This window comes from Polaromonas sp. 39-63-25, assembly GCF_002278925.1.
Taxonomy (GTDB): Bacteria; Pseudomonadota; Gammaproteobacteria; order Burkholderiales; family Burkholderiaceae_C; genus Polaromonas.
The window spans coordinates 25,065-47,244 of the sequence record NZ_NCJH01000008.1 but is presented as its reverse complement, the minus strand read 5'-3'; the positions used below and the strand labels follow the sequence as shown (position 1 = coordinate 47,244).

Annotated in this window: 23 protein-coding genes; 15 read left to right on the top strand and 8 right to left on the bottom strand. The window is 65.5% G+C overall.

Annotated features, from left to right (window positions below; genetic code table 11):
* Positions 1 to 57: 57 nt before the first annotated feature.
* Together cysE and B7X65_RS11885 are read right to left on the bottom strand one after the other, a co-directional pair.
* A complete protein-coding gene (gene cysE, locus B7X65_RS11890; protein WP_293594514.1) occupies positions 58 to 834 on the bottom strand; it encodes a serine O-acetyltransferase in 777 nt (258 codons plus the stop codon).
* Positions 835 to 843: 9 nt separating this feature from the next.
* Positions 844 to 1,677 carry an RNA methyltransferase gene (locus tag B7X65_RS11885; RefSeq protein ID WP_293594513.1) on the bottom strand — a complete coding sequence of 278 codons (834 nt, stop codon included), beginning with the start codon at positions 1,675 to 1,677 and terminating at the stop codon, positions 844 to 846.
* Between the two features lie 100 nt (positions 1,678 to 1,777).
* On the opposite strand from B7X65_RS11885, the gene B7X65_RS11880 reads away from it, so the two are divergent.
* The 15 genes from B7X65_RS11880 (at position 1,778) to B7X65_RS11810 (ending at position 15,439) form a co-directional block, all read left to right on the top strand.
* Positions 1,778 to 2,728: an inositol monophosphatase family protein gene (locus B7X65_RS11880; RefSeq protein ID WP_293594512.1), complete on the top strand. Its 951-nt coding sequence runs from the start codon at positions 1,778 to 1,780 to the stop codon at positions 2,726 to 2,728.
* A 204-nt stretch (positions 2,729 to 2,932) separates the two neighbouring features.
* The gene (locus B7X65_RS11875; protein ID WP_293594645.1) at positions 2,933 to 3,232 is read left to right on the top strand and encodes a phosphopantetheine-binding protein; all 300 of its coding nucleotides are present in this window, start codon (positions 2,933 to 2,935) and stop codon (positions 3,230 to 3,232) included.
* A gap of 8 nt (positions 3,233 to 3,240) precedes the next feature.
* Positions 3,241 to 3,900, top strand: a complete 660-nt coding sequence (locus B7X65_RS11870; RefSeq protein WP_293594511.1) for a hypothetical protein — start codon at positions 3,241 to 3,243, stop codon at positions 3,898 to 3,900.
* Between the two features lie 62 nt (positions 3,901 to 3,962).
* Complete coding sequence (locus B7X65_RS11865; RefSeq protein WP_293594510.1) at positions 3,963 to 5,342, top strand: AMP-binding protein; 1,380 nt, start codon at positions 3,963 to 3,965, stop codon at positions 5,340 to 5,342.
* On the top strand, positions 5,332 to 5,658 hold the full coding sequence (locus B7X65_RS11860) for a 3-hydroxyacyl-ACP dehydratase (protein ID WP_293594509.1): 327 nt from the start codon (positions 5,332 to 5,334) through the stop codon (positions 5,656 to 5,658). Before B7X65_RS11865 ends, B7X65_RS11860 begins: the two co-directional genes overlap by 11 nt.
* On the top strand, positions 5,655 to 6,632 hold the full coding sequence (locus B7X65_RS11855) for an acyl-CoA synthetase (RefSeq protein ID WP_293594508.1): 978 nt from the start codon (positions 5,655 to 5,657) through the stop codon (positions 6,630 to 6,632). The genes B7X65_RS11860 and B7X65_RS11855 overlap by 4 nt, the downstream gene beginning before the upstream one ends.
* Positions 6,629 to 7,234, top strand: coding sequence for a LolA-related protein (locus tag B7X65_RS11850; RefSeq protein ID WP_293594507.1), 606 nt, complete (start codon positions 6,629 to 6,631; stop codon positions 7,232 to 7,234). Before B7X65_RS11855 ends, B7X65_RS11850 begins: the two co-directional genes overlap by 4 nt.
* Positions 7,231 to 9,585, top strand: a complete 2,355-nt coding sequence (locus tag B7X65_RS11845) for an MMPL family transporter (protein ID WP_293594506.1) — start codon at positions 7,231 to 7,233, stop codon at positions 9,583 to 9,585. The genes B7X65_RS11850 and B7X65_RS11845 overlap by 4 nt, the downstream gene beginning before the upstream one ends.
* Positions 9,569 to 10,381, top strand: coding sequence for a polysaccharide deacetylase family protein (locus B7X65_RS11840; RefSeq protein ID WP_293594505.1), 813 nt, complete (start codon positions 9,569 to 9,571; stop codon positions 10,379 to 10,381). The genes B7X65_RS11845 and B7X65_RS11840 overlap by 17 nt, the downstream gene beginning before the upstream one ends.
* Positions 10,378 to 11,079, top strand: a complete 702-nt coding sequence (locus B7X65_RS11835; protein ID WP_293594504.1) for a phosphatase PAP2 family protein — start codon at positions 10,378 to 10,380, stop codon at positions 11,077 to 11,079. Before B7X65_RS11840 ends, B7X65_RS11835 begins: the two co-directional genes overlap by 4 nt.
* 72 nt (positions 11,080 to 11,151) lie before the next feature.
* A complete protein-coding gene (locus B7X65_RS11830) occupies positions 11,152 to 12,345 on the top strand; it encodes a beta-ketoacyl-[acyl-carrier-protein] synthase family protein (protein ID WP_293594644.1) in 1,194 nt (397 codons plus the stop codon).
* A 7-nt stretch (positions 12,346 to 12,352) separates the two neighbouring features.
* Positions 12,353 to 13,183 (top strand): beta-ketoacyl synthase chain length factor, encoded by an 831-nt coding sequence (locus B7X65_RS11825; RefSeq protein ID WP_293594503.1) that lies wholly within the window; start codon positions 12,353 to 12,355, stop codon positions 13,181 to 13,183.
* Positions 13,177 to 13,707 carry a 3-hydroxylacyl-ACP dehydratase gene (locus B7X65_RS11820; RefSeq protein ID WP_293594502.1) on the top strand — a complete coding sequence of 177 codons (531 nt, stop codon included), beginning with the start codon at positions 13,177 to 13,179 and terminating at the stop codon, positions 13,705 to 13,707. Before B7X65_RS11825 ends, B7X65_RS11820 begins: the two co-directional genes overlap by 7 nt.
* Positions 13,704 to 14,435 (top strand): 3-oxoacyl-ACP reductase FabG, encoded by a 732-nt coding sequence (fabG, locus tag B7X65_RS11815; RefSeq protein ID WP_293594501.1) that lies wholly within the window; start codon positions 13,704 to 13,706, stop codon positions 14,433 to 14,435. The genes B7X65_RS11820 and fabG overlap by 4 nt, the downstream gene beginning before the upstream one ends.
* Positions 14,436 to 14,680: 245 nt before the next feature.
* Positions 14,681 to 15,439 carry a class I SAM-dependent methyltransferase gene (locus tag B7X65_RS11810; RefSeq protein WP_293594500.1) on the top strand — a complete coding sequence of 253 codons (759 nt, stop codon included), beginning with the start codon at positions 14,681 to 14,683 and terminating at the stop codon, positions 15,437 to 15,439.
* Between the two features lie 59 nt (positions 15,440 to 15,498).
* Here B7X65_RS11810 and B7X65_RS11805 read toward each other — a convergent pair whose 3' ends face one another.
* The 6 genes from B7X65_RS11805 to B7X65_RS11780 form a co-directional block, all read right to left on the bottom strand.
* Entirely contained in the window at positions 15,499 to 16,275 is a 777-nt protein-coding gene (locus tag B7X65_RS11805; protein ID WP_293594499.1) for a glycosyltransferase family 2 protein, read from the bottom strand.
* Between the two features lie 39 nt (positions 16,276 to 16,314).
* A complete protein-coding gene (locus B7X65_RS11800; RefSeq protein ID WP_293594498.1) occupies positions 16,315 to 17,127 on the bottom strand; it encodes a lysophospholipid acyltransferase family protein in 813 nt (270 codons plus the stop codon).
* 21 nt (positions 17,128 to 17,148) lie between these two features.
* Positions 17,149 to 18,501 carry an NAD(P)/FAD-dependent oxidoreductase gene (locus tag B7X65_RS11795; protein ID WP_293594497.1) on the bottom strand — a complete coding sequence of 451 codons (1,353 nt, stop codon included), beginning with the start codon at positions 18,499 to 18,501 and terminating at the stop codon, positions 17,149 to 17,151.
* Positions 18,502 to 18,955: 454 nt separating this feature from the next.
* Entirely contained in the window at positions 18,956 to 19,549 is a 594-nt protein-coding gene (locus B7X65_RS11790; RefSeq protein WP_293594496.1) for an XRE family transcriptional regulator, read from the bottom strand.
* A gap of 28 nt (positions 19,550 to 19,577) precedes the next feature.
* Positions 19,578 to 20,888, bottom strand: a complete 1,311-nt coding sequence (locus B7X65_RS11785; RefSeq protein WP_293594495.1) for a M20 family metallo-hydrolase — start codon at positions 20,886 to 20,888, stop codon at positions 19,578 to 19,580.
* Between the two features lie 2 nt (positions 20,889 to 20,890).
* Complete coding sequence (locus B7X65_RS11780) at positions 20,891 to 22,177, bottom strand: amidase (protein ID WP_293594494.1); 1,287 nt, start codon at positions 22,175 to 22,177, stop codon at positions 20,891 to 20,893.
* Positions 22,178 to 22,180: the final 3 nt, after the last annotated feature.

Genomic DNA, 22,180 nt, shown 5'->3' with positions numbered 1-22,180 from the left:
GGGAGCCTCATCTGGCCGCATGTGCTGCACTCACGTGCAAACATGACTGTCTGCCTCTTACTTCCCCATCAACTGATTGAGCTTCTCAGCCTCAAAGGTCTCCTGCAAAGCCGCATCGTCCGGCACGCAGTCCCGGTGCGCCTTCCCGTTGTCGGAGAGCTTCTCGATCGCCTGCCAGAGCAGCGCAATCTGGTGCTCCTGCGAGGAAGCATTGTCGATCAGACCCTTCATGGCCTGGGACACCGGGTCGTCATCGAGCGTGATGCCGTAAGCCGCGAACTTGTTCTGGGCCGTCGTCACATCCGCACTCTCCCCGGTTTTGGACGGGATGATGCGCGCGGGAATACCGACCGCGGTGGCGCCGGCCGGCACCGGCTTGATCACCACCGCGTTGCTGCCGATCTTGGCGCCGTCGCCGACCAGAAAACCGCCCAGCACCTTGGCGCCGGCGCTCACCACCACGTTTTTGCCCAGGGTCGGGTGGCGCTTCTCGCCCTTGTAGAGCGAGGTGCCGCCCAGGGTCACGCCCTGGTAAATCGTGCAACCGTCACCGATTTCGGCGGTTTCGCCGACCACCACACCCATGGCATGGTCGAAAAACACGCGCTCGCCGATGATGGCCCCGGGGTGAATCTCGATGCCGGTCAGCCAGCGCGCGATCTGCGAGATGAAGCGCCCCAGCCATTTGAGCTCGTGGGTCCAGCACCAGTGTGCGCCCCGGTGAAAAATAATCGCGTGCAGGCCGGGGTAACAGGTCAGCACTTCCCAGCCGCTGCGCGCGGCCGGGTCGCGCTCAAGAATGCACTGGATGTCGGAGCGGAGTCTGGAGAACATGCTGCGAGTTTATGGCTTGGCGGCTGACTCTGCTGGCGCACCCAGGCTGGCGCCAGCTTCGTGGGCTTTCTGGCTCATGGCCTTGGCCACGCCGCGCAGGATGTGAATCTCCTCGGGGCTCAGCTGCGCGCGGTTGAACAGCTGGTTCAGCCGTGGCATCAGTTTTTTGGGTGAGGCCGGGTCCAGAAAGCCGATGTCGGCCAGCGCCTGCTCCCAGTGCCCGAGCATGCCGGCCACGGCGGCGGCATCGGCCAGCCGGGGTTCCGGCGTGGCCGCCTGCACGCCAAAACCGCCCAGCGCCTCGCGCCAGTCGTAGGCAATCAGCTGCACTGCCGCCGCCAGGTTGAGCGAGCCGAACTTCGGATCGGTCGGAATGCTCAGCGCCACATGGCAGCGGTAGACGTCCTCGTTCTGCATGCCAAAACGCTCGGAGCCGAACAAAAAGGCCACGCCTTCGGGTTTTGAAGCCAAATCGGCCTCCAACGCCTTATCGACGGGCGCAGTCAGCTCCTGATTTGATAGCATTCCGGCGCCGCCCAGCAGGGCCGCGAAGTGCTCGCGCGGCGCACGCGTGGGCGGCCCGAAGTCGCGCGGCGTCATGGCCGTGGCGCACAAATGGGTCATGCCGTCCAGCGCCTCGTCCAGCGTTGCGACGATGCGGGCGTTCTTCAGCACGTCCAGCGCCCCGCTCGAACGCTGTATGGTTTCCTCGCGCCTGAGCACATTGTCCCAGCGCGGCGCCACCAGCACCAGGTCGCCGAAGCCCATGACTTTCATGGCCCGGGCGGTGGCGCCGACGTTGCCGGCGTGGCTGGTGTTGATCAGGATAAAGCGCGTTTTCATGGATAAAAAGCCGGGTAACCGGCCCGAGCCGGTAAAATGGCGTTATTGTCGCCTGCCCCGGTTACCGGGCCGCAGCCCTTCCGCTCTTTCTTAGCCCTATATGTCCAGCAATCTCCACCCCATGCTCAATGTGGCCGTCAAGGCTGCACGCGCCGCCGGCGCCATCATCAACCGTGCTGCGCTTGATGTGGAGGCGGTTCGTGTCTCGGCCAAGCAGACCAACGACTTCGTCACCGAGGTCGACCATGCGGCCGAAGCGATCATCATCGAGACGCTGCTGACTGCCTACCCCGGCCACGGCATCCTGGCCGAAGAGTCGGGCAGCGAACACGGCGCCAGGGATTCCGAATTCGTCTGGGTCATCGATCCGCTGGACGGCACCACCAACTTCATCCACGGTTTCCCGTTTTACTGCGTGAGCATTGCCCTGACCGTGCGCGGCAAGGTCGAGCAGGCGGTGGTGTACGACCCCACCCGCAACGACATCTACAGCGCCAGCAAGGGCCGCGGCGCCTACGTCAACGACCGCCGCATCCGGGTGGCCAAACGCACGCGCCTGCAGGAATGCCTGATCTCCACCGGTTTCCCTTACCGTCCCGGCGACAAGCTCAAGACCTACCTCAACGCGCTCGGCGAAGTCATGAGCCAGTGCGCCGGCGTGCGCCGCCCGGGCGCAGCCGCCCTGGACCTGGCCTATGTGGCCGCCGGTTTCAGCGACGGCTTTTTTGAAAGCGGCCTGCAGCCCTGGGACGTGGCGGCCGGCTCGCTGCTGGTCACCGAGGCCGGTGGCCTGATTGGCAACTTCACCGGCGAATCCGACTTCATGGACCACGGCGAATGTGTGGCCGGCAACCCGCGCATTTACGGCCAGCTGGTGACCACGCTTGGCAAGTACAGCAAATTTGCAGGCGCCGGCGACAAGGCCAGCGTGCGCCAGGCCGTGCTTGATGCCGCCCTGCCTGCCGAGACCGCCGCGCCCACCCCGGCCCAAACCCTGTCGGTGCCCCGCGCCCCGCGGGCCGTCAAATCCGGTGACAGCGAGGCCGGCTAGACCAAGGCCGGCTGCCATCGGGTTTTCGGGGGCATTTTTTACGTCTTGTTTCGTTTCGGTCTGACACACTCCAGGGGCGGCCACCTACAGCCATGCAGCGCGTAAAAAACAATGTCAGTTACCATCAAAACATCACTGAACCCCGGGGGTTGGCAGCACCGGCGCAACGCCCCGACACCCTGAAAATCCATGCCTACAACCACGATGCCAGACTCCTCCCTCCAACCCTCTGCCGCGCCTGCAGCCGATGCTGCGCTGATGCGTGAAGTGGCCGAACTGGTGGTCACTTCCCTGAATCTGGAAACCGCTGCCGCGGACATCCTGCCCGATGAGCCGCTGTATGGCGAGGGCCTGGGGCTCGACTCGATCGATATCCTGGAAATCGCGCTGGTCCTGTCCAAGCGTTATGGCCTGCAGCTGCGCGCAGACCACGAGGACAACACCGCCATCTTCCAGTCGCTGCGCAGCCTGAGCGACCACATCGCGCAGCAAAGAACGAAGTGAAACCTGGCTTGACGGCAAAAGTGCTGCGCGGCGTCCGCTGGGCAGCCATTGCCGCCGTCTGCGCCGCCTACCCGGTGCTGGCGCATCTTGCGTCAGCCGACCCCCACCCCGACCTGCTGGACGCAGCGGTGGCGATCGCGCCGCTGATCGCGCTGGCCCTCGTGCTGGCCTGGCGCTCGCCGCAGCGGCCCTGGATGCTGATGCTGTGCCTGGCCGGCTGCACCCTGCTGTATGCGGTGAGCGGCTGGCTCGTGTTGCACTACAACTGGGTGTTTCTGCTGCAGCATGCCGGCATACAGGCGCTGCTGGGCCTGGCCTTCGCGCGTACCCTGCGCGCCGGCCAGCAGCCCATGGTCTCGCGTTTTGCCGCCATCATCCACGGCAGCCTGTCGCCCGCCCTGGCCCGCTACACCCGGCAGGTGACCTGGGCCTGGACCCTGTATTTCACCGTCATGACCACGCTGTCGCTGCTGCTGTTCTGGCTCGCGCCGGTCAGCGTCTGGTCGGCTTTTGCCAACCTGCTGAACCTGCCGCTGCTGGTCGTGATGTTTTCCGCCGAATACGCGGCGCGCCTGTTGCTGCTGGCTCCGTCCGACCGGGCCGGTCCGCTGGAGGCAATTCGCGCCTACCGCCAGGCCAGCGCGGGCGGGCTGCCGCCCTCGTCCTGACGGCCCGCCGCGCTCCTGCACTACCTTTGCCCGCCCAAGCTCCCAGCCCTTCATCCCAGCCCATGACCACCTACGCGCTCATCAGCCACACCTGTGGTGACGACATCCTGGCCTGGCGCTATGGGGAGATCATCACGGTCCGCCAGTACCTGGGCGATGTGAAACAGCTGGCCGCATCGCTGCCGCCGGGCAAACACATGCTCAACGCCTGCAGCGACCGCTACCATTTCGCGGTCGGCCTCGGTGCCGCCTTGCTGACACAGAAGATCAGCCTGCTGCCCCCCACCCACACCCCGGAAATGATGCGCCAGCTGCGCAGCCTGGCGCCCGATGTGTTCTGCCTGGCCGATGCCCCCCACGCGATCGAACTGCCCGGTTTTGCCTACCAGGATGCGTTTGCCCACGGACCGTCCCACACGGATCCTGAAGCCCCTTGCGACATCCCCCTGCTCCCCGGCGAACAGGCAGTCGCCGACGTATTCACCTCGGGTTCGACCGGCATGCCGCTGCCACACCGCAAGACATGGGGCTCGCTGGTGCGCAGCGCCCGCGGTGAGGCGCTGCGGCTGGGCCTGGACGAAGCCGCGCCCTGCACCATCGTCGGCACGGTCCCGCCCCAGCACATGTTCGGCTTCGAATCCACCGTCCTGCTGCCCATGCAAAGCGGCGGCGCATTACACGCCGGCCAGCCGTTTTACCCGGCCGACATCGTCAGCGCCGTCAAGTCCGTCACGCGCCCGCGCATGCTGGTCAGCACCCCCGTGCATCTGCGCGTGCTGCTGGCCTCGGCCATCGACCTGCCCGCGCTGGACCTCGTGGTGTCGGCCACGGCACCCATGGCCCCGCAGCTCGCGCAAAGTTGCGAAGCCCGTTTTGACGCCCCGCTGTTCGAGATTTACGGTTCCACCGAAACCGGCCAGATCGCATCGCGGCGAACCGCGCAAACCGCCGAGTGGGAGCTTTTTCCCCTGGTAACCCTGACACCGCACGATGACCGCATGTGGGCCTGCGGCGGCCATGTCGAACAGGTGGTGCCGCTCAACGATGTGCTGCAGGCCATCGACAACCGCCATTTTCTGTTGCACGGTCGCCTCGAGGACCTGGTCAATATCGCCGGCAAGCGCAACTCACTGGCCTACCTGAACCATCATCTCAACAGCATTCCCGGCGTGCTCGACGGCGCGTTTTTCATGCCTGACGACAGCGGCCACGAAGCCGTGGTGCGGCTGGTGGCGTTTGTCGTGGCCCCCGACATGACGGCAGCCGCCGTGCAGGCCGCGCTGAAGGAACGGATAGACAGCATCTTCCTGCCGCGCCCGCTGGTCCTGCTCGACGCCCTGCCGCGCAACGCCACCGGCAAGCTGCCGCGCGATGTCCTCGAGGCGCTGGCCCGCTTCCACCAGAGTCCCGCCGCCCAGGAAGGCCCGTCCCGTGCAGAGTGAAGCCACCACGGTCTGTTTTGCCGCCGACCACCCCGCTTTTGCCGGCCACTTCCCGGGCAGGCCCATGGTGCCGGGCGTGCTGCTGCTCGATGCCGCCCTGCACGCCGCCGGACAGGCGCGCATGGGCGCAGGGGACGACCGGGACCTGGCGCTGCGCTGCCAGATCGCCTCGGCCAAATTCCTCAGCCCGGTGCTGCCGGGGGAGACACTGACGATTTCCTGCGCGCCGACCCCTGCGGGCCACACCCGTTTTGACATTTCCGGCGATGGCCGGCAGGTCGCCACCGGCACCTTTATCTTCGAAAGTGCCCCATGAGCCAGGCGCCCACAGGTCCGTCCAGCGCGGGTCGCCAGGCCGCCTGGCGGGATCGCCCGGAGCGCAGCAACATGCTGATGCTGCGCGTGATGACCTGGATTTCCCTGCGCCTGGGGCGCAGCGCGGGCCGCTGCGTGCTGTACGGCATTGCCGCCTATTTTCTGGTGGCCAACGCGTCCGCCCGCCGCGCATCACGCGACTACCTGCGCCGCGCGCTGGCACTGCCGGCAGGAGCACGGGCCGGCTGGCGCCATGTGTTCCGGCATTTTTTCAGCTTCGCCTCCGTCATCCATGACCGGGTCTATCTGATCAACGACCGCTTCAACCTTTTCGACATCCGCATCCACCAGGAACACCTCGTGGCCGAATTGACCGCGGACCGCAAAGGCGTGTTTCTGATGGGCGCGCATGTGGGCAGTTTCGAGGTGTTGCGCGCGGTCGGCCGGCGGCAACCGGGCCTGCGCGTGGCCATGGTGATGTACGAGGAAAACGCCCGCAAGATCAATGCCGCCCTGAGCGCCATCAACCCGGCGGCGCAGCAGGACATCGTGGCACTGGGGCACGCGGATTCGATGTTGCGCGTCCATGAACTGATCGAGGCCGGCAGCGTGGTCGGCATGCTGGCCGACCGCTGCCTGAACCGGGACACCACGCGACCGGTGCCCTTTCTCGGCGAGCCGGCCGAGCTTCCCGTGGGACCGTTTCGCATGGCGGCCATCCTGCGGCGGCCGGTGCTGTTCATGGTCGGCCTGTATGGCGGCGGCAATCGCTACGATATCCATTTTGAAACGCTGGCCGATTTTTCCACCATTCCTGCAGGCGGGCGCGAAGCGGCGGTGCAGGCCGCGATGGTGCGTTACGCCGAGTTGCTGGAGCAGCACTCCCGCGCGGCGCCCTACAACTGGTTCAATTTTTTCAATTTCTGGCAGGCCGGCAAACCGGCAGCTGCGCCCCAACCCGGTCCCACCCCATGACTGATGTACCCCGCCTGACCACCCCTTCACGAAAAACCTGGCTGGCCGGCGCCGGCCTGCTGCTGGCCCTCAGTGGCAGCCCCGCCTTCGCCGCCTGGGATGTGACCCAGCTGATGCAGGGCTTGGCAAAAAACAAGTCCGGCCGCGCCAGCTTTGTCGAAAAGAAATACATCGCCCTGCTCGAGGCCCCCGTGGAGTCGTCCGGCGAACTGCTCTACACCGCGCCCGACCGGCTGGAAAAACGCACACTCAAGCCCCGGCCGGAGTCGCTGCTGATCGAAGGCGGCAGCCTCACCGTCGAACGCGGCAAGCGCCGCATGGTGCTGCGCCTGCAGGACTACCCGGAACTGGTGGCCTTCACCGAAAGCATACGCGGCACCCTGGCCGGCGACATGGTCGCCCTGCGGCGCGTCTACAACCTCGACCTCGAAGGTTCCGAGGAGCGCTGGACGCTGACCCTGCGCCCCATCGAGACAAAAATGCTGGAAGTGGTGCAGCGCGTCCGCATCGCCGGCAGCCAAGCCGACGTCAGGACCATTGAAATCGAGCAGACCGACAAGGACCGCTCGGTCATGGTGATCGACAAGCTGGCCGCGAAATGAGCCGGTTTCTCCAGCGTCGGCTTCTGCCGGTCTGGTTGTGGCTGGCCTTTTTGCTGGCCTGCGGCGCCATCATCAGCCGCACCCAGATCACCACCGACCTGTCGGCCTTCATGCCGCGCAACCCGACGGCCGAACAGCAGCTGCTGATGGACCAGCTCAAGGACGGCCTGGCCTCGCGCCTGATCCTGGTCGGCATCGAGGGGGAGGACGGGCCAGCCCGCGCCCGCCTGTCCAAAGAGGTCGCCCGCACCCTGCGCGCCGACCCGGCTTTTGTCGCCGTCAACAACGGAGAGCCGGTCAACAAGGAGCGCGACCGGACTTACCTGTTCAACAACCGCTACCTGCTCAGCCCGCTTGTCACACCCGACCGCTTCAGCGCCGACGGCCTGCACGCAGCCCTGGCCGACAGCATAGACCTGCTGGCCTCGCCGGCCGGGCTGATGGTCAAGTCCCTGCTGCCGCGCGATCCGACCGGCGAAATGGTGCAATTGCTCGGGCAGCTCGACGCCGGCACGCAGCCGCGCCTGATCGACGGCGCCTGGGCCTCGCGCGACGGTGCGCGCGCCCTGCTGCTGATGCAGACACGCGCCGACGGGTCCGACACCGACGCCCAGCAAAGCGCCATGGCCGCCATCCGCCAGGCCTTCGACACGGCACGCCAGGACAGCACCGCCGCGAAGCTGGTGATGACCGGGCCCGGCGTCTTTTCGGTCACCTCGCGCGAAGCCATCAAAAGCCAGGTCAGCCGCCTCTCGCTGATCAGCGTGGTGATCATTGCCACGCTGCTGCTGCTGGTGTACCGCTCGGCGACCGCGCTGGCGCTGGGTTTCCTGCCGGTCCTCAGCGGCGTGCTGGCAGGCGTGGCCGCCGTCAGCCTGGGCTTTGGCGCGGTGCACGGCATCACGCTGGGCTTCGGCACCGCACTGATCGGCGAGGCGGTGGACTATTCCATCTATCTGTTCGTGCAATCCGAACAGGCGGACGCCGGACAGGACAGCTGGGTCAAGCGCTTCTGGCCGACGATCCGGCTGGGCGTGCTGACCTCGATCTTCGGCTTTGCCTCGCTGCTGCTGTCGGGCTTTCCGGGCTTGGCGCAGCTGGGCCTGTACGCCATTGCCGGACTGGTGGCCGCCGCGGTCATGACGCGTTTTGTCCTGCCACACCTGTTGCCGGCGCAGTTCCGCATCCACGACATCTCGGCCATCGGCCGCGTGCTCAGCCGGCTGACGCAGCGCGCCGCAGCGCTGCGCTGGCCGGCGGCCTTGCTGCTGCTGGCCGCCTGCGCCGTCCTCGCGACCCACCGCGACACGCTGCTCAACGAAAAAATCTCCTCGCTGAGCCCGGTGTCGCAAGCCGACATCGCACTCGACGAAAGCCTGCGCGCCGACATGGGCGCCCCTGATGTGCGTTACGTCGTGGTCATCTCCGGCAGCAGCCGGGAATCGGTGCTGGTGTCCGCCGAACAGGTGTCCGCATTGCTGCAGACGCAGGTGGACCAGGGCGAACTCGCCGGGTTTGAAAGCCCTAGCCGCTACCTTCCCGGCATGGCGACGCAGCGTGCGCGCCAGGCCAGCCTGCCGCCGGCGGAGGTGTTGCAGCCGCGCCTGGCGCAGGCGGTGCAGGGCCTGCCGGTGCGCGCCCAAGTGTTCACGCCCTTTCTGGCCGACGTGGAAACCAGCCGCAGCCGGCCCTTGCTGCAGGCGTCCGACCTCGAACAGACCTCCCTAGCCATGGCGGTCGATGCGCTGCTGCTGCAGACATCGCGTGGCGGCTGGACCGCGCTGCTGCCGCTTCGGGCGCCGGAAGGCGCGGGCATCCAGGCCGACCGGATTCGTGCAGCCCTGGGCAGCAACTCGCCGGATGTGCTGTTTGTGGACATGAAAGCCGAATCCGACCGCCTGTACGCCGGCTACCTGCGCGAAGCCACGCTGCTGTCGCTGGGCGGGCTGCTCTCCATCGTCGTGCTGCTGCTGGTGGTGTTCCGCTCGCCCATGCGTGTCCTGCGCGTCATCGCGCCCCTGGTCGCCTCGGTCATCACCGTCACGGCAGGCCTGGCCCTGGCCGGCCAGCCGCTGATCATCCTGCATCTGGTGGGCTTGCTGCTGGTGGTGGCGGTGGGTTCGAACTACGCCCTGTTTTTCGACCGGCCCGACCCGCTCACGCCCATCTCACACCGCACCCTGGCTTCGATGGCGCTGGCCAATCTCACCACCGTCGCAGGTTTTGGCCTGTTGGCGTTTTCCAAAATTTCCATCCTGCAGGCGATGGGCGCCACAGTGGCACCCGGTGTCATCCTGGCGCTGATGTATGCAGCAATTTTTGCGAGGCAACCCCGTGAGCCCCAAGCCTGAGCCGCGCTGGCACGCCAGGCCGCTGCTGCGCGCCTCCCTCGCGTTGCACGGGTTGGCGCTGGGCGTTGCTGTTGCCGCCCCCACGCTGTGGCCCTGGGCACTGGCCGCCGTCGTCGCCAACCACGCGCTGGTGGCCGGCGTCGGCCTGTGGCCGCGCAGCCACTGGCTGGGCCCGAACTGGTCGCGGCTGCCCGCCGCCGCGATGGCCAGGAACGAAATTGCCCTGACCATCGACGACGGACCCGACCCGCAGGTCACGCCGCAGGTGCTGGACCTGCTGGACCGCTACGCCGCCCGGGCCACGTTTTTTTGCATTGGTGAAAAGGCCGCGCGTTACCCGGAGCTGTGCCGGGAAATCGTTCGCCGCGGCCACGCGGTTGAAAACCACAGCCAGCACCATCGCCACCACTTTTCCGTCATGGGGCCGCGCGGCATGGCGCGGGAGCTGCAGGCCGCGCAGGACACGCTGAGCGCAATCACCGGCCGGCGACCGCTCTTTTTCCGCGCGCCCGCCGGCCTGCGCAATCCTTTTCTGGACCCGGTACTCACTCGCATGGGACTGCGGCTGGCCAGCTGGTCGGTCCGTGGTTTCGACACCCGGGTCGGCGATGCGCAGCGCGTCACCGGCAAGCTGCTGCACGGCCTGAAGGCCGGCGCCATCGTGCTGCTGCACGACGGCAATGCCGCGCGTACGCCAGGCGGCATCCCGGTGATTCTCGAAGTCCTGCCCACCGTGCTGACCTCGGCTGCGGCGGCCCGCCTCAAGCCGGTGACCCTGCCCGAGGCCCTGGCATGAGCGCGCCCCCGGTCAGCCCTGAGGCCCTGCCCTGGTACCGCCAGGCCGCACGGCTTGTGCCCCGGGACGTGGTCCTCAAAAGCATAGGTATCCCGCTGTTCATCGCGGTGTTTTTTGCCGCCTATTTCCATGTGCTCAACAACCCGGCCTATCCCGTCACGGTGATGCCGGTCACATGGCTGGACCGCTTGATCGGCTTTGAACCCATGGCCCTGTCGCTGTATGTGTCCCTGTGGGTGTATGTGTCGTTGCCACCGGCGTTCCTGGCGAGCCGGCGCGAACTCTATCTGTACAGCCTGGCCATGGCCGGCACCTGCCTGACCGGATTGATCATTTTCTATTTCTGGCCCACGATTGTTCCGGCGGCTGACATCGACTGGAGTCTGTACCCGGGCGTGGACTTCCTGAAGAACATGGACGCAGCGGGCAACGCCTGCCCGTCCCTGCATGTCGCCACCGCCGCTTTTTCGGGCTTCTGGATGCATCACCTGCTGCGCCGTTTTGGCGCGCCGCCGTGGGCCTGCCTGGCCAATGCACTGTGGGGCGTCGGCATCGTTTACTCCACGGTGGCCACACGCCAGCATGTGGCCGTGGACATGTGGGCCGGGCTCCTGCTGGGGACCGTCACCGCCTGGTTGTCCCTGCGCCACGTGGTGCGTACCCGGGCCGACCAGCATCGCCCCTACCTCGCTGCCTGACAACCCATCACCGCAAAAAACGCCCACTGGATTTGCTAACATGACTTTACTTTTAGATCGGCTAGATTTCTTCTGAACCCGCTCTGGCTCTCCCATTTCACCGCGACCAGCAGCATCGGTCGCGGCCTCCAGCAAACCCTCAGCGCCTTGCGCGAGCAGCGTGGCGGCCTTGTGCCCTGCGCGTTTGACACGGTCGATCTGCCCACCTTTGTCGGCGAAGTGACGGGGGTGGATGCCGTGACGCTTCCCGACGCACTGGCAGCGTTCGACTGCCGCAACAACCGCCTCGCGCTGCTGGGCCTGATGCAGGACGGTTTTGCCGAAGCCGTCGCAGCCGCCAGCCAGAAGTACGGCGCGCAGCGCATCGGCGTCTTCATCGGCACCAGCACCTCGGGCATTTTGCAAACCGAGCTGGCCTACCGCCGGCTTGATCCGTCCACGGGCGCCTTTCCTCCCGATTTTTCCTACCGGACCACGCACAACACGTTCTCCGTGGCCGATTTCACGCGCCATGTCCTGGCCCTGGCCGGTCCGGCGGTGGTGGTTTCGTCCGCGTGTTCGTCCAGCGCCAAGGTGTTTGCTTCGGCGCGTCGCATGATGGCGGCCGGACTGATCGACGCAGCGGTGGTCGGTGGCGTCGATTCGTTGTGCCTGACGACGCTGTATGGCTTCAATTCCCTGGGCCTGACTTCCACCCGGGCCTGCCGGCCATTCGATGTCGAACGCGACGGCATTTCCATCGGCGAAGCGGCCGCCTTCGCGCTGCTCGAACCTGTGCCGGAGCATCTGAACAAGGACGCCGTGCTGCTGCTGGGTATCGGCGAATCCAGCGACGCCCACCACATGTCCTCGCCCCACCCCGAGGGCCTGGGCGCGCGCATGGCCATGCAGGACGCCCTGGCCACGGCCGGGCTGGACGCAGCGGACATCGACTACATCAACCTGCATGGCACGGCCACGCCGAGCAACGACGCGGCCGAAACCAGGGCGGTGGCGGCGCTGTTCGGATCAGCCACGCCCTGCAGTTCCACCAAGGGCGCCACCGGCCACACCCTGGGTGCGGCGGGTGGGCTGGAGGCGGTGATCTGCGCGCTCGTCCTGCAGCACGGCCTGTTGCCAGCTGGCCTGAACACACGGCAACTGGACCCGGCCCTGCCCCTGAACTACCTGCTGCACAACCGCGAGCAGGCCGTCCGCCGCGTGCTGAGCAATTCCTTTGGTTTCGGCGGCACCAACTGCAGCCTGATTTTTGGCCGTGCCGGGTAAGACGACGATGACACATCCTGCATCCGCTGCAACGTCCCTCACGGTTTATGTCGAAGGCATCGGCCTGCTGGGCCCGGGCCTGTCGGGCTGGGCGCCGGGCCGCGAACAGCTGGCCGGCGGCGCTCCTTACGAGGCGGCGCGCTGCGTGCTGCCGCTGCCCATGGCCCTGCCCCCGGCCGAACGCCGGCGTGCGGGCGCCGTGGTCAAGGTCTCGCTGGCCGTCGGCCAGGAAGCCGTGACTGCCTCGGGCCTGTCCACAGCCAGGCTGCCCTCGGTGTTTTCATCGTCGAGCGGCGACGCCATCAATTGCCATGAAATCTGCAAGGCACTGGCATCGGGCGACAGGCTGATCTCGCCCACGCGTTTTCACAACTCGGTGCACAACGCTTCTTCCGGCTACTGGAGCATCTCCAGCGGCTCCATGGCGACATCCTCCGTGCTGTGCGCCCACGATGGCAGTTTTGCAGCCGGCCTGCTTGAAGCGATGACGCAGGCGGTGGTCGATCAGACGGCCGTCCTGCTGGTCGCCTATGACACCGACTACCCCGAACCGCTGCATAGCGTGCGACCCCTGCCGGACTCCTTCGGCGTGGCCTTGGTGCTGGCCCCGCAACCCAGCGAGTGCAGCCTGGCCAAGTGGACCCTGGCCCCAGCCACCTGCCTCACAGGCGCCAGCGCAACCGCCATGACCGGCAGCGCGCTGGAGCAGCTGCGCGCCAGCATTCCCGCGGCCCGCTGCCTGCCGCTGCTGCGCAGTGTGGCCACGCAGGAGGCAGGTGAGATCGTGCTTGACTACCTCGATGGTCTGCAGCTGGCCGTGCAGGTGAGTCCATGCTGAGCGCCGCGCATCCTCCCGCCACGCTGCGACACGAGGACATCGCGCGCCGCATCCCCCATCAGGGCGCCATGTGCCTGCTGGACAGCGTCAGCACCTGGGACACCCAGCACATCATCTGCCAGGCGAGCAGCCACCACGCGCCCGACCATCCGTTGCGGGCCCATGGCCGGCTCGGTGCGGCCTGCGGCGTGGAGTACGCCGCGCAGGCCATGGCCGTGCACGGCACACTGGTGGCCCAAGCCCTGGCCGGCGCGAACACTGCCAACACGCCGCCGCGCGCCGGCTACCTGGCCAGCATGCGCAGCGTCACGCTGTTCGTCGAACGGCTGGACACGGTCGCAGGCGACCTGAGCATCCGCGCCGACCGGCTGACCGGCGACGACAACACCGTGCTCTACAGCTTTGCCGTGCAGGCCGGCGACCAGCCCCTGCTCAGCGGCCGCGCCGTGGTGGTGCTCGATGCATCGGCGCTGGCGCTGCCCCCCTCCACCCCACCGCCCGCAGCGGCAGCGAGTCCCCCATGACCCCCCCCCTCAAACGCGCACTGGTCACCGGCGGCAGCGGCGGCCTGGGCTCAGCCATCAGCCGGCGCCTGGCGGCCGATGGCTTTGCCGTCATCGTCCACGCCAACAGCCACCTGGCCACGGCGCAGGCGGTCGCCGCCGACATCGTGGCCCAGGGCGGCCAGGCCCAGGCCGTGGCTTTCGATGTGACCGACGCCGCGGCCACCGCCCGGGCCCTGGAAACCCTGCTTGAGGACGGCCCCATCCAGGTGCTGGTCAACAACGCCGGCATCCATGACGATGCGGTGTTTCCCGGCATGCAGCTGGCCCAGTGGCAGCGCGTGCTGGATGTCTCGCTCAATGGTTTTTTCCACGTCACCCAGCCGTTGACCATGCCCATGATCCGCACCCGCTGGGGCCGCATCATCACCATCACGTCAGTCGCGGCTGTGGCCGGCAACCGGGGGCAGGTCAACTACTCGGCCGCCAAGGGTGCCCTGCATGCGGCCACCAAGTCACTGGCGCTGGAAGTGGCGAGCCGCGGCATCACGGTCAACGCCGTGGCCCCCGGCATCATAGACACCGCCATGACCCAGGGCGCCTTCAGCAAGGACGTCATCGACCGCATGGTGCCGATGAAACGTGCCGGCAAAGCCGAGGAAGTCGCCGACCTCGTCGGCTTTCTGGCCTCGGAACGTGCGGCCTACATCAGCGGCCAGGTCATTTCCATCAATGGCGGCATGATCTGACCTGAAAAGCGGCTCTTGTCTGATTGACGGACAAAAAAAATCACTTGAAACTGGCTGATCCGGGATGCAGGGGTTTTTTCAGGGTCGGGACTCCCGCCTGATAAAAAAACCACTCCGGTGCAGCGCTGGCCGTGTTGCACTTTCCGGCAGGCATCGACCTGCCTCATCGTCGCACCTTGCCAACGCACACCCACGGCGGCCCACGGGCGCGTCCTACTGCCGTTTCAGGTTTAAAGGTCAGATTCATGAACACTTCCGAACAGGCCAACGTGGTGCATGCGCCCCACGTACCGTTGACCGACTACTACAAGACCGAGCAGGACAGGCAAGCCTATTTACGCCGGATTTTTGACAACACCGCTGCCGACTACGACCGTATCGAGGCCATGCTGGCCTGGGGTACCGGTTCGCGGTATCGGCGCCAGGCCCTCGTTCGCGGCGGCCTGAAAGCGGGCATGCGGGTGCTCGACGTGGGTGTGGGAACCGGCCTGGTGGCGGCGCAGGCCTGTCTTCTGGCCGGCGACCCGGCCCTGGTCACCGGGATTGATCCAAGCCCCGGCATGCTGGCGGCCAGCAAGCTACCCAGGACCATGGTGCTGATGGAGGGCCGGGCCGAATCATTGCCCTTCCCGGACAATCACTTTGATTTCCTGAGCATGGGTTACGCCCTTCGCCACATCAGCGATCTGGGGGTGGCGTTTGCAGAATTTCAACGGGTATTGAAACCCGGCGGCCGCCTGTGCATCCTCGAAATCACCCAGGCCAAAAGTGGTCTGGGACAGTGGGTCCTCAAGACCTATATGCGCAGCGTGATACCGTTGCTGACACGGTTTGTTTCCCGGCAAAAAGAGACCGCAACGATCTGGCGTTACTACTGGGACAGCATAGAAGCCTGCGTCCCGCCGGAACAAGTCATGGCTACACTGGGCGCTGCCGGGCTGGTGCAGGTCAAACAACACGTGGAAGTTGGCGTGTTTTCCGAGTATCAGGCAATCAAACCCTAGTTGCAGTCCCGTCGGTTCACGGCCTGTCGCAGAGAAGCGGACGCCCTGAGCGCTGCCACTCAAGCGCGACCGGACCAGCGCCGTGCCAGCAGCACCGGCAGGCGCAGCACAAAACCGAAAAACAGGCGCGAGTGCATCCAACTCAGCAGCAGGTTATCGCGCAGGTAATTGAAGTGAGACACGCCGCCTTCGTCGGGCCGGAAGTATTTGACGGTGGCCGGTAGGTTGACGGGCTTGACGCCCAGCCAGCACATGCGCACCACCGCCTCGGGGTCAAAGTCAAAGCGCCGCATCCAGCGCTGGCCGTGCATGACGCGGCGCAGCGGCGCGATCGGGTAAATGCGAAAACCGAACAGCGAGTCGCCGATGCCGGCCCACAGCGTTTCCAGGTTGGCCCAGCCATTGGAAACCTTGCGGCCATTGACACGCAGGCGCGGCGCGTCGGCCGCAAACACCGGCATGCCCAGCACCATGACCTCGGGTTGCGCGCTCGACGCGGCCATGAATGGCGGAATCAGGTGGGCCGGGTGCTGGCCGTCGGAGTCCATGGTCAGCACATGCGTGAAACCCTGCGCCGTCGCCAGGTCCAGCCCGTGCAGCACCGCCGCGCCCTTGCCCACGTTGTGCGGCAGCACGATCACGCGCAAGCCCTCATCCTGCGCCGCCATGGCCTGCAGGCCGGCAGCACTGTCGTCGGTGCTGCCGTCCACCACGACCCAGACCGGCGTCCACTGAGCGCGCGCCGCGCGCACGGTTTCATAGACCTTGGGGCCGGGGTTGTAGCTGGGTATCAGGACCAGATGGGTACGGGACGCGCCGGGAGCAGAAACAGTCATCGTGTGGGAGCCTGGACAAGGGGCGCCAGGCCACGATGCTCAGGCCGGCGGTGAAACGGGGAAACCGGGCAACTGCGCGTGCGCCAGCTCGGTCTGGAAATACTGCTCGAGCTCGCTGACGAAACGCGCCGTGTGCTGCGGCGGATCAAAACGCTTGCCGAGACGGACCCGGTAAGTGATGGGCATTTTAGGGGCTCGCAGCAAAGGCCAGCCTTTGCCCAGGAAACCGGAGCTGGTTTCAATAAACACCGTCTGCACTGGCACCCCCGCACTTTTGGCTATCAGCCCGGTCGTCCCCTGCAAGGGGCCCACGGGAAACCGCGTGGTGCGTGTACCTTCGGGAAACAGCAGCAGATGGCTGCCCTGGTGCAGATCGTCCACCGCCAGCTGCACCATGGTGCGCAGCGGCGTGTTGCGGATGTAGCCGGCCAGCCGCGCACCCGCGCCGTAAAAAACACTGTTGACGAGTTCGGCCTTCATGATGCAGCCCGCACCGGGCAGGCGCGACAGAATCATCACCGCATCGAGCAGCGACGGGTGGTTGGGCGCGATGACCATGGGCGCTTCGCCCTGCAAGCCGTCCAGTTCCGAGAGGTCGAAGCGGCAGGCCCCGATCAACATCAGAAACCGCAGGTAGCGCCGCGTTGCCACGGTCACCAGCTTGCGTCCCAGCCGTTTGCTCATCACACGCGGCAGCAACGCGCGCATCGGAAAGGCCAGCAGCGTGACAAGCAGGCTGATCAGGCCCAACGCCAGGTAACCCAGGTGCAGCCTGGCGGTTTCATGCAGGGCACGGCGGGACGACGACAGCGCCAGCGGCTCGTTCATGAGGGCATTCGACTCGTGTTTCATGGCATCCGTGTCTAACGGCGGTCAGCGCGCCGCAGGCGCCGCGTCCTCGACCACCTGGATATTGGCCTTGCGCATGCGGATCGCCTGCAAGGTGCGTTTGTAGTTCAGGGCCGAGGAAATATAGAAAATCGCCTTGAGCACCGCCAGCGAACCCCAGATCGGCGTCTTGCCGAAAATGTCGCCCGCCAGCATGGACAGCAGGGCCTCCTTCACGCGCCACACATTGCGCGGCCCCATGAACATGTCGCGCATGGTCGGGTTCGTCACGCGGTAGATGAACCACGAAAACTCTTTCGGCCCCTTGCGCACCTGGCGGTCGAAATGCGCCAGCGCGGCAGCAGCTTTCGGCGGTTCGCGCAGACAGGTGTCAACCGTGTCGGCAGCGACAAAACCGCCCTGCATGGCCAGCATGACACCCGACGAAAACACCGGGTCGATGAAGGTGAACGCGTCACCGATCATCACGTAGTTGGGGCCATACGTGCGTTCGCAGGTGTAGGAAAAGTTGCCGGTCGCCTCGACATCGGACGACAGCGTGGCGTGGGCCAGGCGCTCCTCGAGCGCCGGACACAGGGCGATCGTATCGAGGAAAAATTCCTTCACGGGTTTGCTGCGGCTCTTGAGGTAATACGGCCAGACCACCGCACCTATGCTGGTGGCGCCGTCGGCCAGTGGAATGAACCAGAACCAGCCGTGGTCGAACCAGAAAATCGTGATGTTGCCTTCGTCCTGCCCCGGATGCCGCGTGGCGCCGGTGAAGTGCGCATACAGGGCCGAGCTGTTGTGTTTGGGGTTGCGGCGCTTGATGTCGAACTGCTTGCCCAGCAGGGTGTCGCGGCCCGAGGCGTCCACCACAAAGCGGGCGCGCCAGTCCTGCAGGCGGCCGTCCTCATGCTGCGCATGCACCGTGGCGCCGCTGCGGTCGGCCGCGAAAGCCACCTCGCGCACCCGGCAGCCTTCAATCACCTCGGCGCCGGCTTTGGCGGCATTGCGTATCAGGATCTCGTCAAGCTCTGAGCGCCGCACCTGGTAGGAAAACGGCATGGACTTGTCCCAGGCGTCGCCGAACATGAAGGTCTGGCTCTTGTTGTCGTGCCAGGGCGACACAAACTCGGCGCCCCATTTCTCGATGCCGATGGCCCGGACGGCGTCCGCCACCCCGAGTTTTTCAAACAGCGGGAGGTTGGCCGGCAGCAGCGACTCGCCAATGTGAAAGCGCGGATGGTGTTCTTTCTCCAGCACCACCACCTTGTAGCCCCGCTGGGTCAGCAGCGCTCCCGCCGTGGAACCCGCCGGACCGCCGCCAATGACCAGCACATCGCACTCGCCCGGGGCGGCGGGAGCCGGGGCGGCTGGTGAATTCAGCTCGGTCATGGTTTTTCCTTCGTGGGCGTTGTCGAGCTTCCAGCAAGCCCTGCCAGAGCGACCCAAAAATGGGCTGATCGCGGAGGTCAGGTTTGCAGTCCCTGAGTCTACGTCGGGGCAAGCGCCCTGTTTGTAGTGAAATGTCTGATCTTTCGGGATTTACAAGCCCGGCGCAATGGCCAACGCCCTCCGGGAAAGGTCGGAAAGGTCCGCCTCGCGGCGATTTCCGACATCCCGGATCCGGCCACCGCCGGCGCCGGAAAACACACGCCCATGATGACCCAGTCCCTGGGCCTGAAGGTGGACTACCCCGACACCCATGCGGCTGTACCGCATGGGCGACTTTTACGAATTGTTTGTTTCAGGCAGACGCCGAAAAGGCGCTCGCCTGCTCGACATCACGACGGTGGACAACGTTCGACAAAGCAATGCTGCGCCGCACCGGCGTTTGGCCATGTCCTGACTAGAAAGTCGCTGGCGTATTCACCCAAAAAATTCTTGCAACGACCTTGCCAACATTGCGATACCCGTGAGGCGTCTGGCTGGAAAAATAAAACGCGTCCCCCGCCTGGATCAGGTGCCGCTCGCTCCCCAGTACCAGCTCAAGCGTGCCCTCCAGAACAAAGCCAACCTCTTCCCCGACATGTTCTATCAAGCCGTCGCTCGCCTCGCCTGGCGCAACGATGTGAATATTGGCCTGCAACAGCCCCCCCCGCTTGGGAAGCGTGATGCGCTCCAGGGAAATTCCACCGGCTCTGATCACGGGGCGCTCGCCATTGGGCCGGACTGGCCCCTCCCCGGGCGCTTCTTCCGTCGTCAACACGGCGATGTTTGTGTCGAGCGTGACCGCAATTCGATGCAGCATGGCCAGCGAAGGAGAGGCCTGCCCGTTTTCTATTTTTGAGATCAGGCTTTCCGAACATTGCGATTTCTGAGCCACCTGCGTCATGGTCAAACCGGCAACCAGGCGCGCATGCCTCAACCGGACGCCCAGCATGGAGGGGGGTTTGACGACACTGTCGTCCGGTTTCGGCACAGCAACAGGATTTGATTTCATGAGCATTTCCACTTGTTTTCACCGGAGGTCAGGCATTGGCCAGCGATGTCACTGCATAAGCCAGCGCCTGAACGCCCAGAAACAACTCCTGAGGTGCGGTTTCCTCCGCAGCATTATGACTGACCCCCCCCTTGCTCGGAACAAAAATCATCGCCGTCGGGCAATGCTCCGCGAGGTACATGGCGTCATGAAAGGCGCCGGACGTCAGCCGCAACGGCGCAGCCAGCGAAGCGTTGCTGCAAGCGCGCGTGCAGGCCTGCTCAATCAGTTCCAGCATCGCGGCAGGGAAATGCGTCGGGGGACGTGAAAAAAGGGATTCGAATTCAATCTCTCCTGCCCAGGAATAGGCTTGGGTGATCTCCTTCAAGGCCACCTCGAACTGAACCAACACCTGCTCATCGACACAGCGAACATCGACCGTGAACTCCACGGCACCGGGAATCGTGTTGATGGAATTGGGGCTCACCTGCCATCGGCCCAGCGTCAGCCGCAATTTACCCCCAACCGCCACCGCCTGATAGGCATACAGCTGCTGCGCCAGCCCGACGGCAGCGGCCATGGCATCGGCGCGCTCGCCCATGGGCATGGTGCCCGCATGGCCGGCAGCGCCAGTCACCAGGACGCGATACCAGCGTACGCTCTGGATGCCTGTGACGACGCCCAGCGGCACAAGGGCACGCTCGAGCACGGGGCCTTGCTCGATATGCAGTTCCACGCAAGCAGACATCGGTTCAGCCATTGGCCGACGGGGAACATCCGGTACAGCCCGCAGGGCCAGGTCCAACGCCTCCCCAAAACTCACACCCTGGGCGTCGACAGATTTTCGATAGGTGGGCAGACAACTCGGGTCGACAAAAGCACTGGAGCCCATGGCACCTGGACCAAAGCGGCACCCCTCTTCGTTGGTCCACGCAACGACCTCGACAGCCCGCAGGGTCTCGATGCCCGCATCGTTCAACGCAGCAATCACTTCCAGGCCTGCAAGCACGCCATAGGCCCCGTCCAGCTTGCCGCCGACGGGCTGGGTATCGGCATGGCTTCCGGTCAGAACCGGCGGCAAATCGGATGTTCCCGGACGACGAAAAAACAGGTTGGCGCAGTCATCGATCATTACCGAGCACCCGCGCGAACGGGCCAGATCGATCAAATAACGGCGCGCCTGGAGATCACTGTCGGTCAGGGTCTCGCGAGAAACACCGCCGTCCGACCGCCCGCCAAAGGCCGCAAGCTCGGCAATGACCGATTGCAGGCGATCATGTTGCACATGGTCCTGCGCGCGCTCGCAGGCCGTCGTCTGGTCTCGTTGTTCCGGCTTGGTCACATTCAACTCTTTGTCCATGTTCAACCCAGACTGAGCTCCAGCGTATGCGCTGCGCTCAATGTCAGCGCATCCGCCCATCGCGGGCCAATGACCGTGACGCCTACCGGCATGCCGTGCGCTCCCGTCCCTGCAGGCACATGCACACAGGGGTTCCCCAACAGCGTCCAGAGACGGTTGAAGATGGGATTACCCGTGGCGCCCAACCCTGCAGGCGCCTCGCCTTCGGCGCTGGGGGCAAGAAGCACATCGACCGACTCGAAGACGGCGTCCAGCGCCCGTCGCGCAGCCATCGCCAGCAACTGCGCGGCAGCGAAGTCGGCCCCGTTCAGCGACTGTCCCAATGCCAGGAGTTGCGCAAAGGCCGGGCTGAACTTTTCCGCTTGCCGCTGGTGCTCCGGCGCAAACGCTGCTGCGGCTTCATAAGCCATGATCTGAATTTGCACCTGCGTCAACGCATCGCACGAAGCCGGCAACACAAGGTCATGGACATGTGCACCCGCCTTTTCAAACTGGCGTGCCGAATGTTCAAGCACACGGCGTGCATCGTCCGAGGCGAGATCCCAATGGGGGGTATGGCAAATGCCCACGCGAAGGGCCGATTGCCGCTGCGGATCCAGGTTGACCCGGGTCAATGCGCCAACAAAAAACGCGGCATCATCCACCGAGCGTGCGAACGCGCCGACCGTGTCGAGACTGGGCGCGAGCGGCTTGACACCGGCCAGCGGCAATGTCCCATGGGTGGGCTTGTAGCCAATCACGCCACAGTAGGCCGCGGGCCTCACGATGGAACCGGCCGTCTGGGTCCCGAATGCCAGTGGCACCATGTTCGCAGCCACCGCCGCGGCGGAACCGCTGGAAGATCCGCCCGGCGTGCGGGGCGCGTCTGCCGGCGCGCGGGGATTGCATGTCACGCCAGGCTGAAAGGTTGCGAACTCGGTGGTGACGGTCTTGCCCAGCACCACCATCCCGGCATCCCGGCAGGCGGCCACGCATGCGGCATCGAACTTGGGACGATGCCCCGCATAAATAGGCGAACCATAGGCGGTTGGCATGTCCACGGTATCCATCAGGTCTTTCACCCCGACCGGGACACCTCGCAGCAGGGCACTGCTGCTATGGCCGTGGCGGTCCAGTGCACACGCACTTTGCAGTGCCATGTCTGCATCAAAGAACTGCCATGCCTTGACCGATGGTTCGCAAGACTGAATCTGTTCGATGTAGGCCCGCGTCACGGCTTCGGCCGTCAATTCCCTGCGCGAAACCCTGGCGGCCAGGTCCCGTGCAGACAGCGTCAGAATGTCATGCATGTG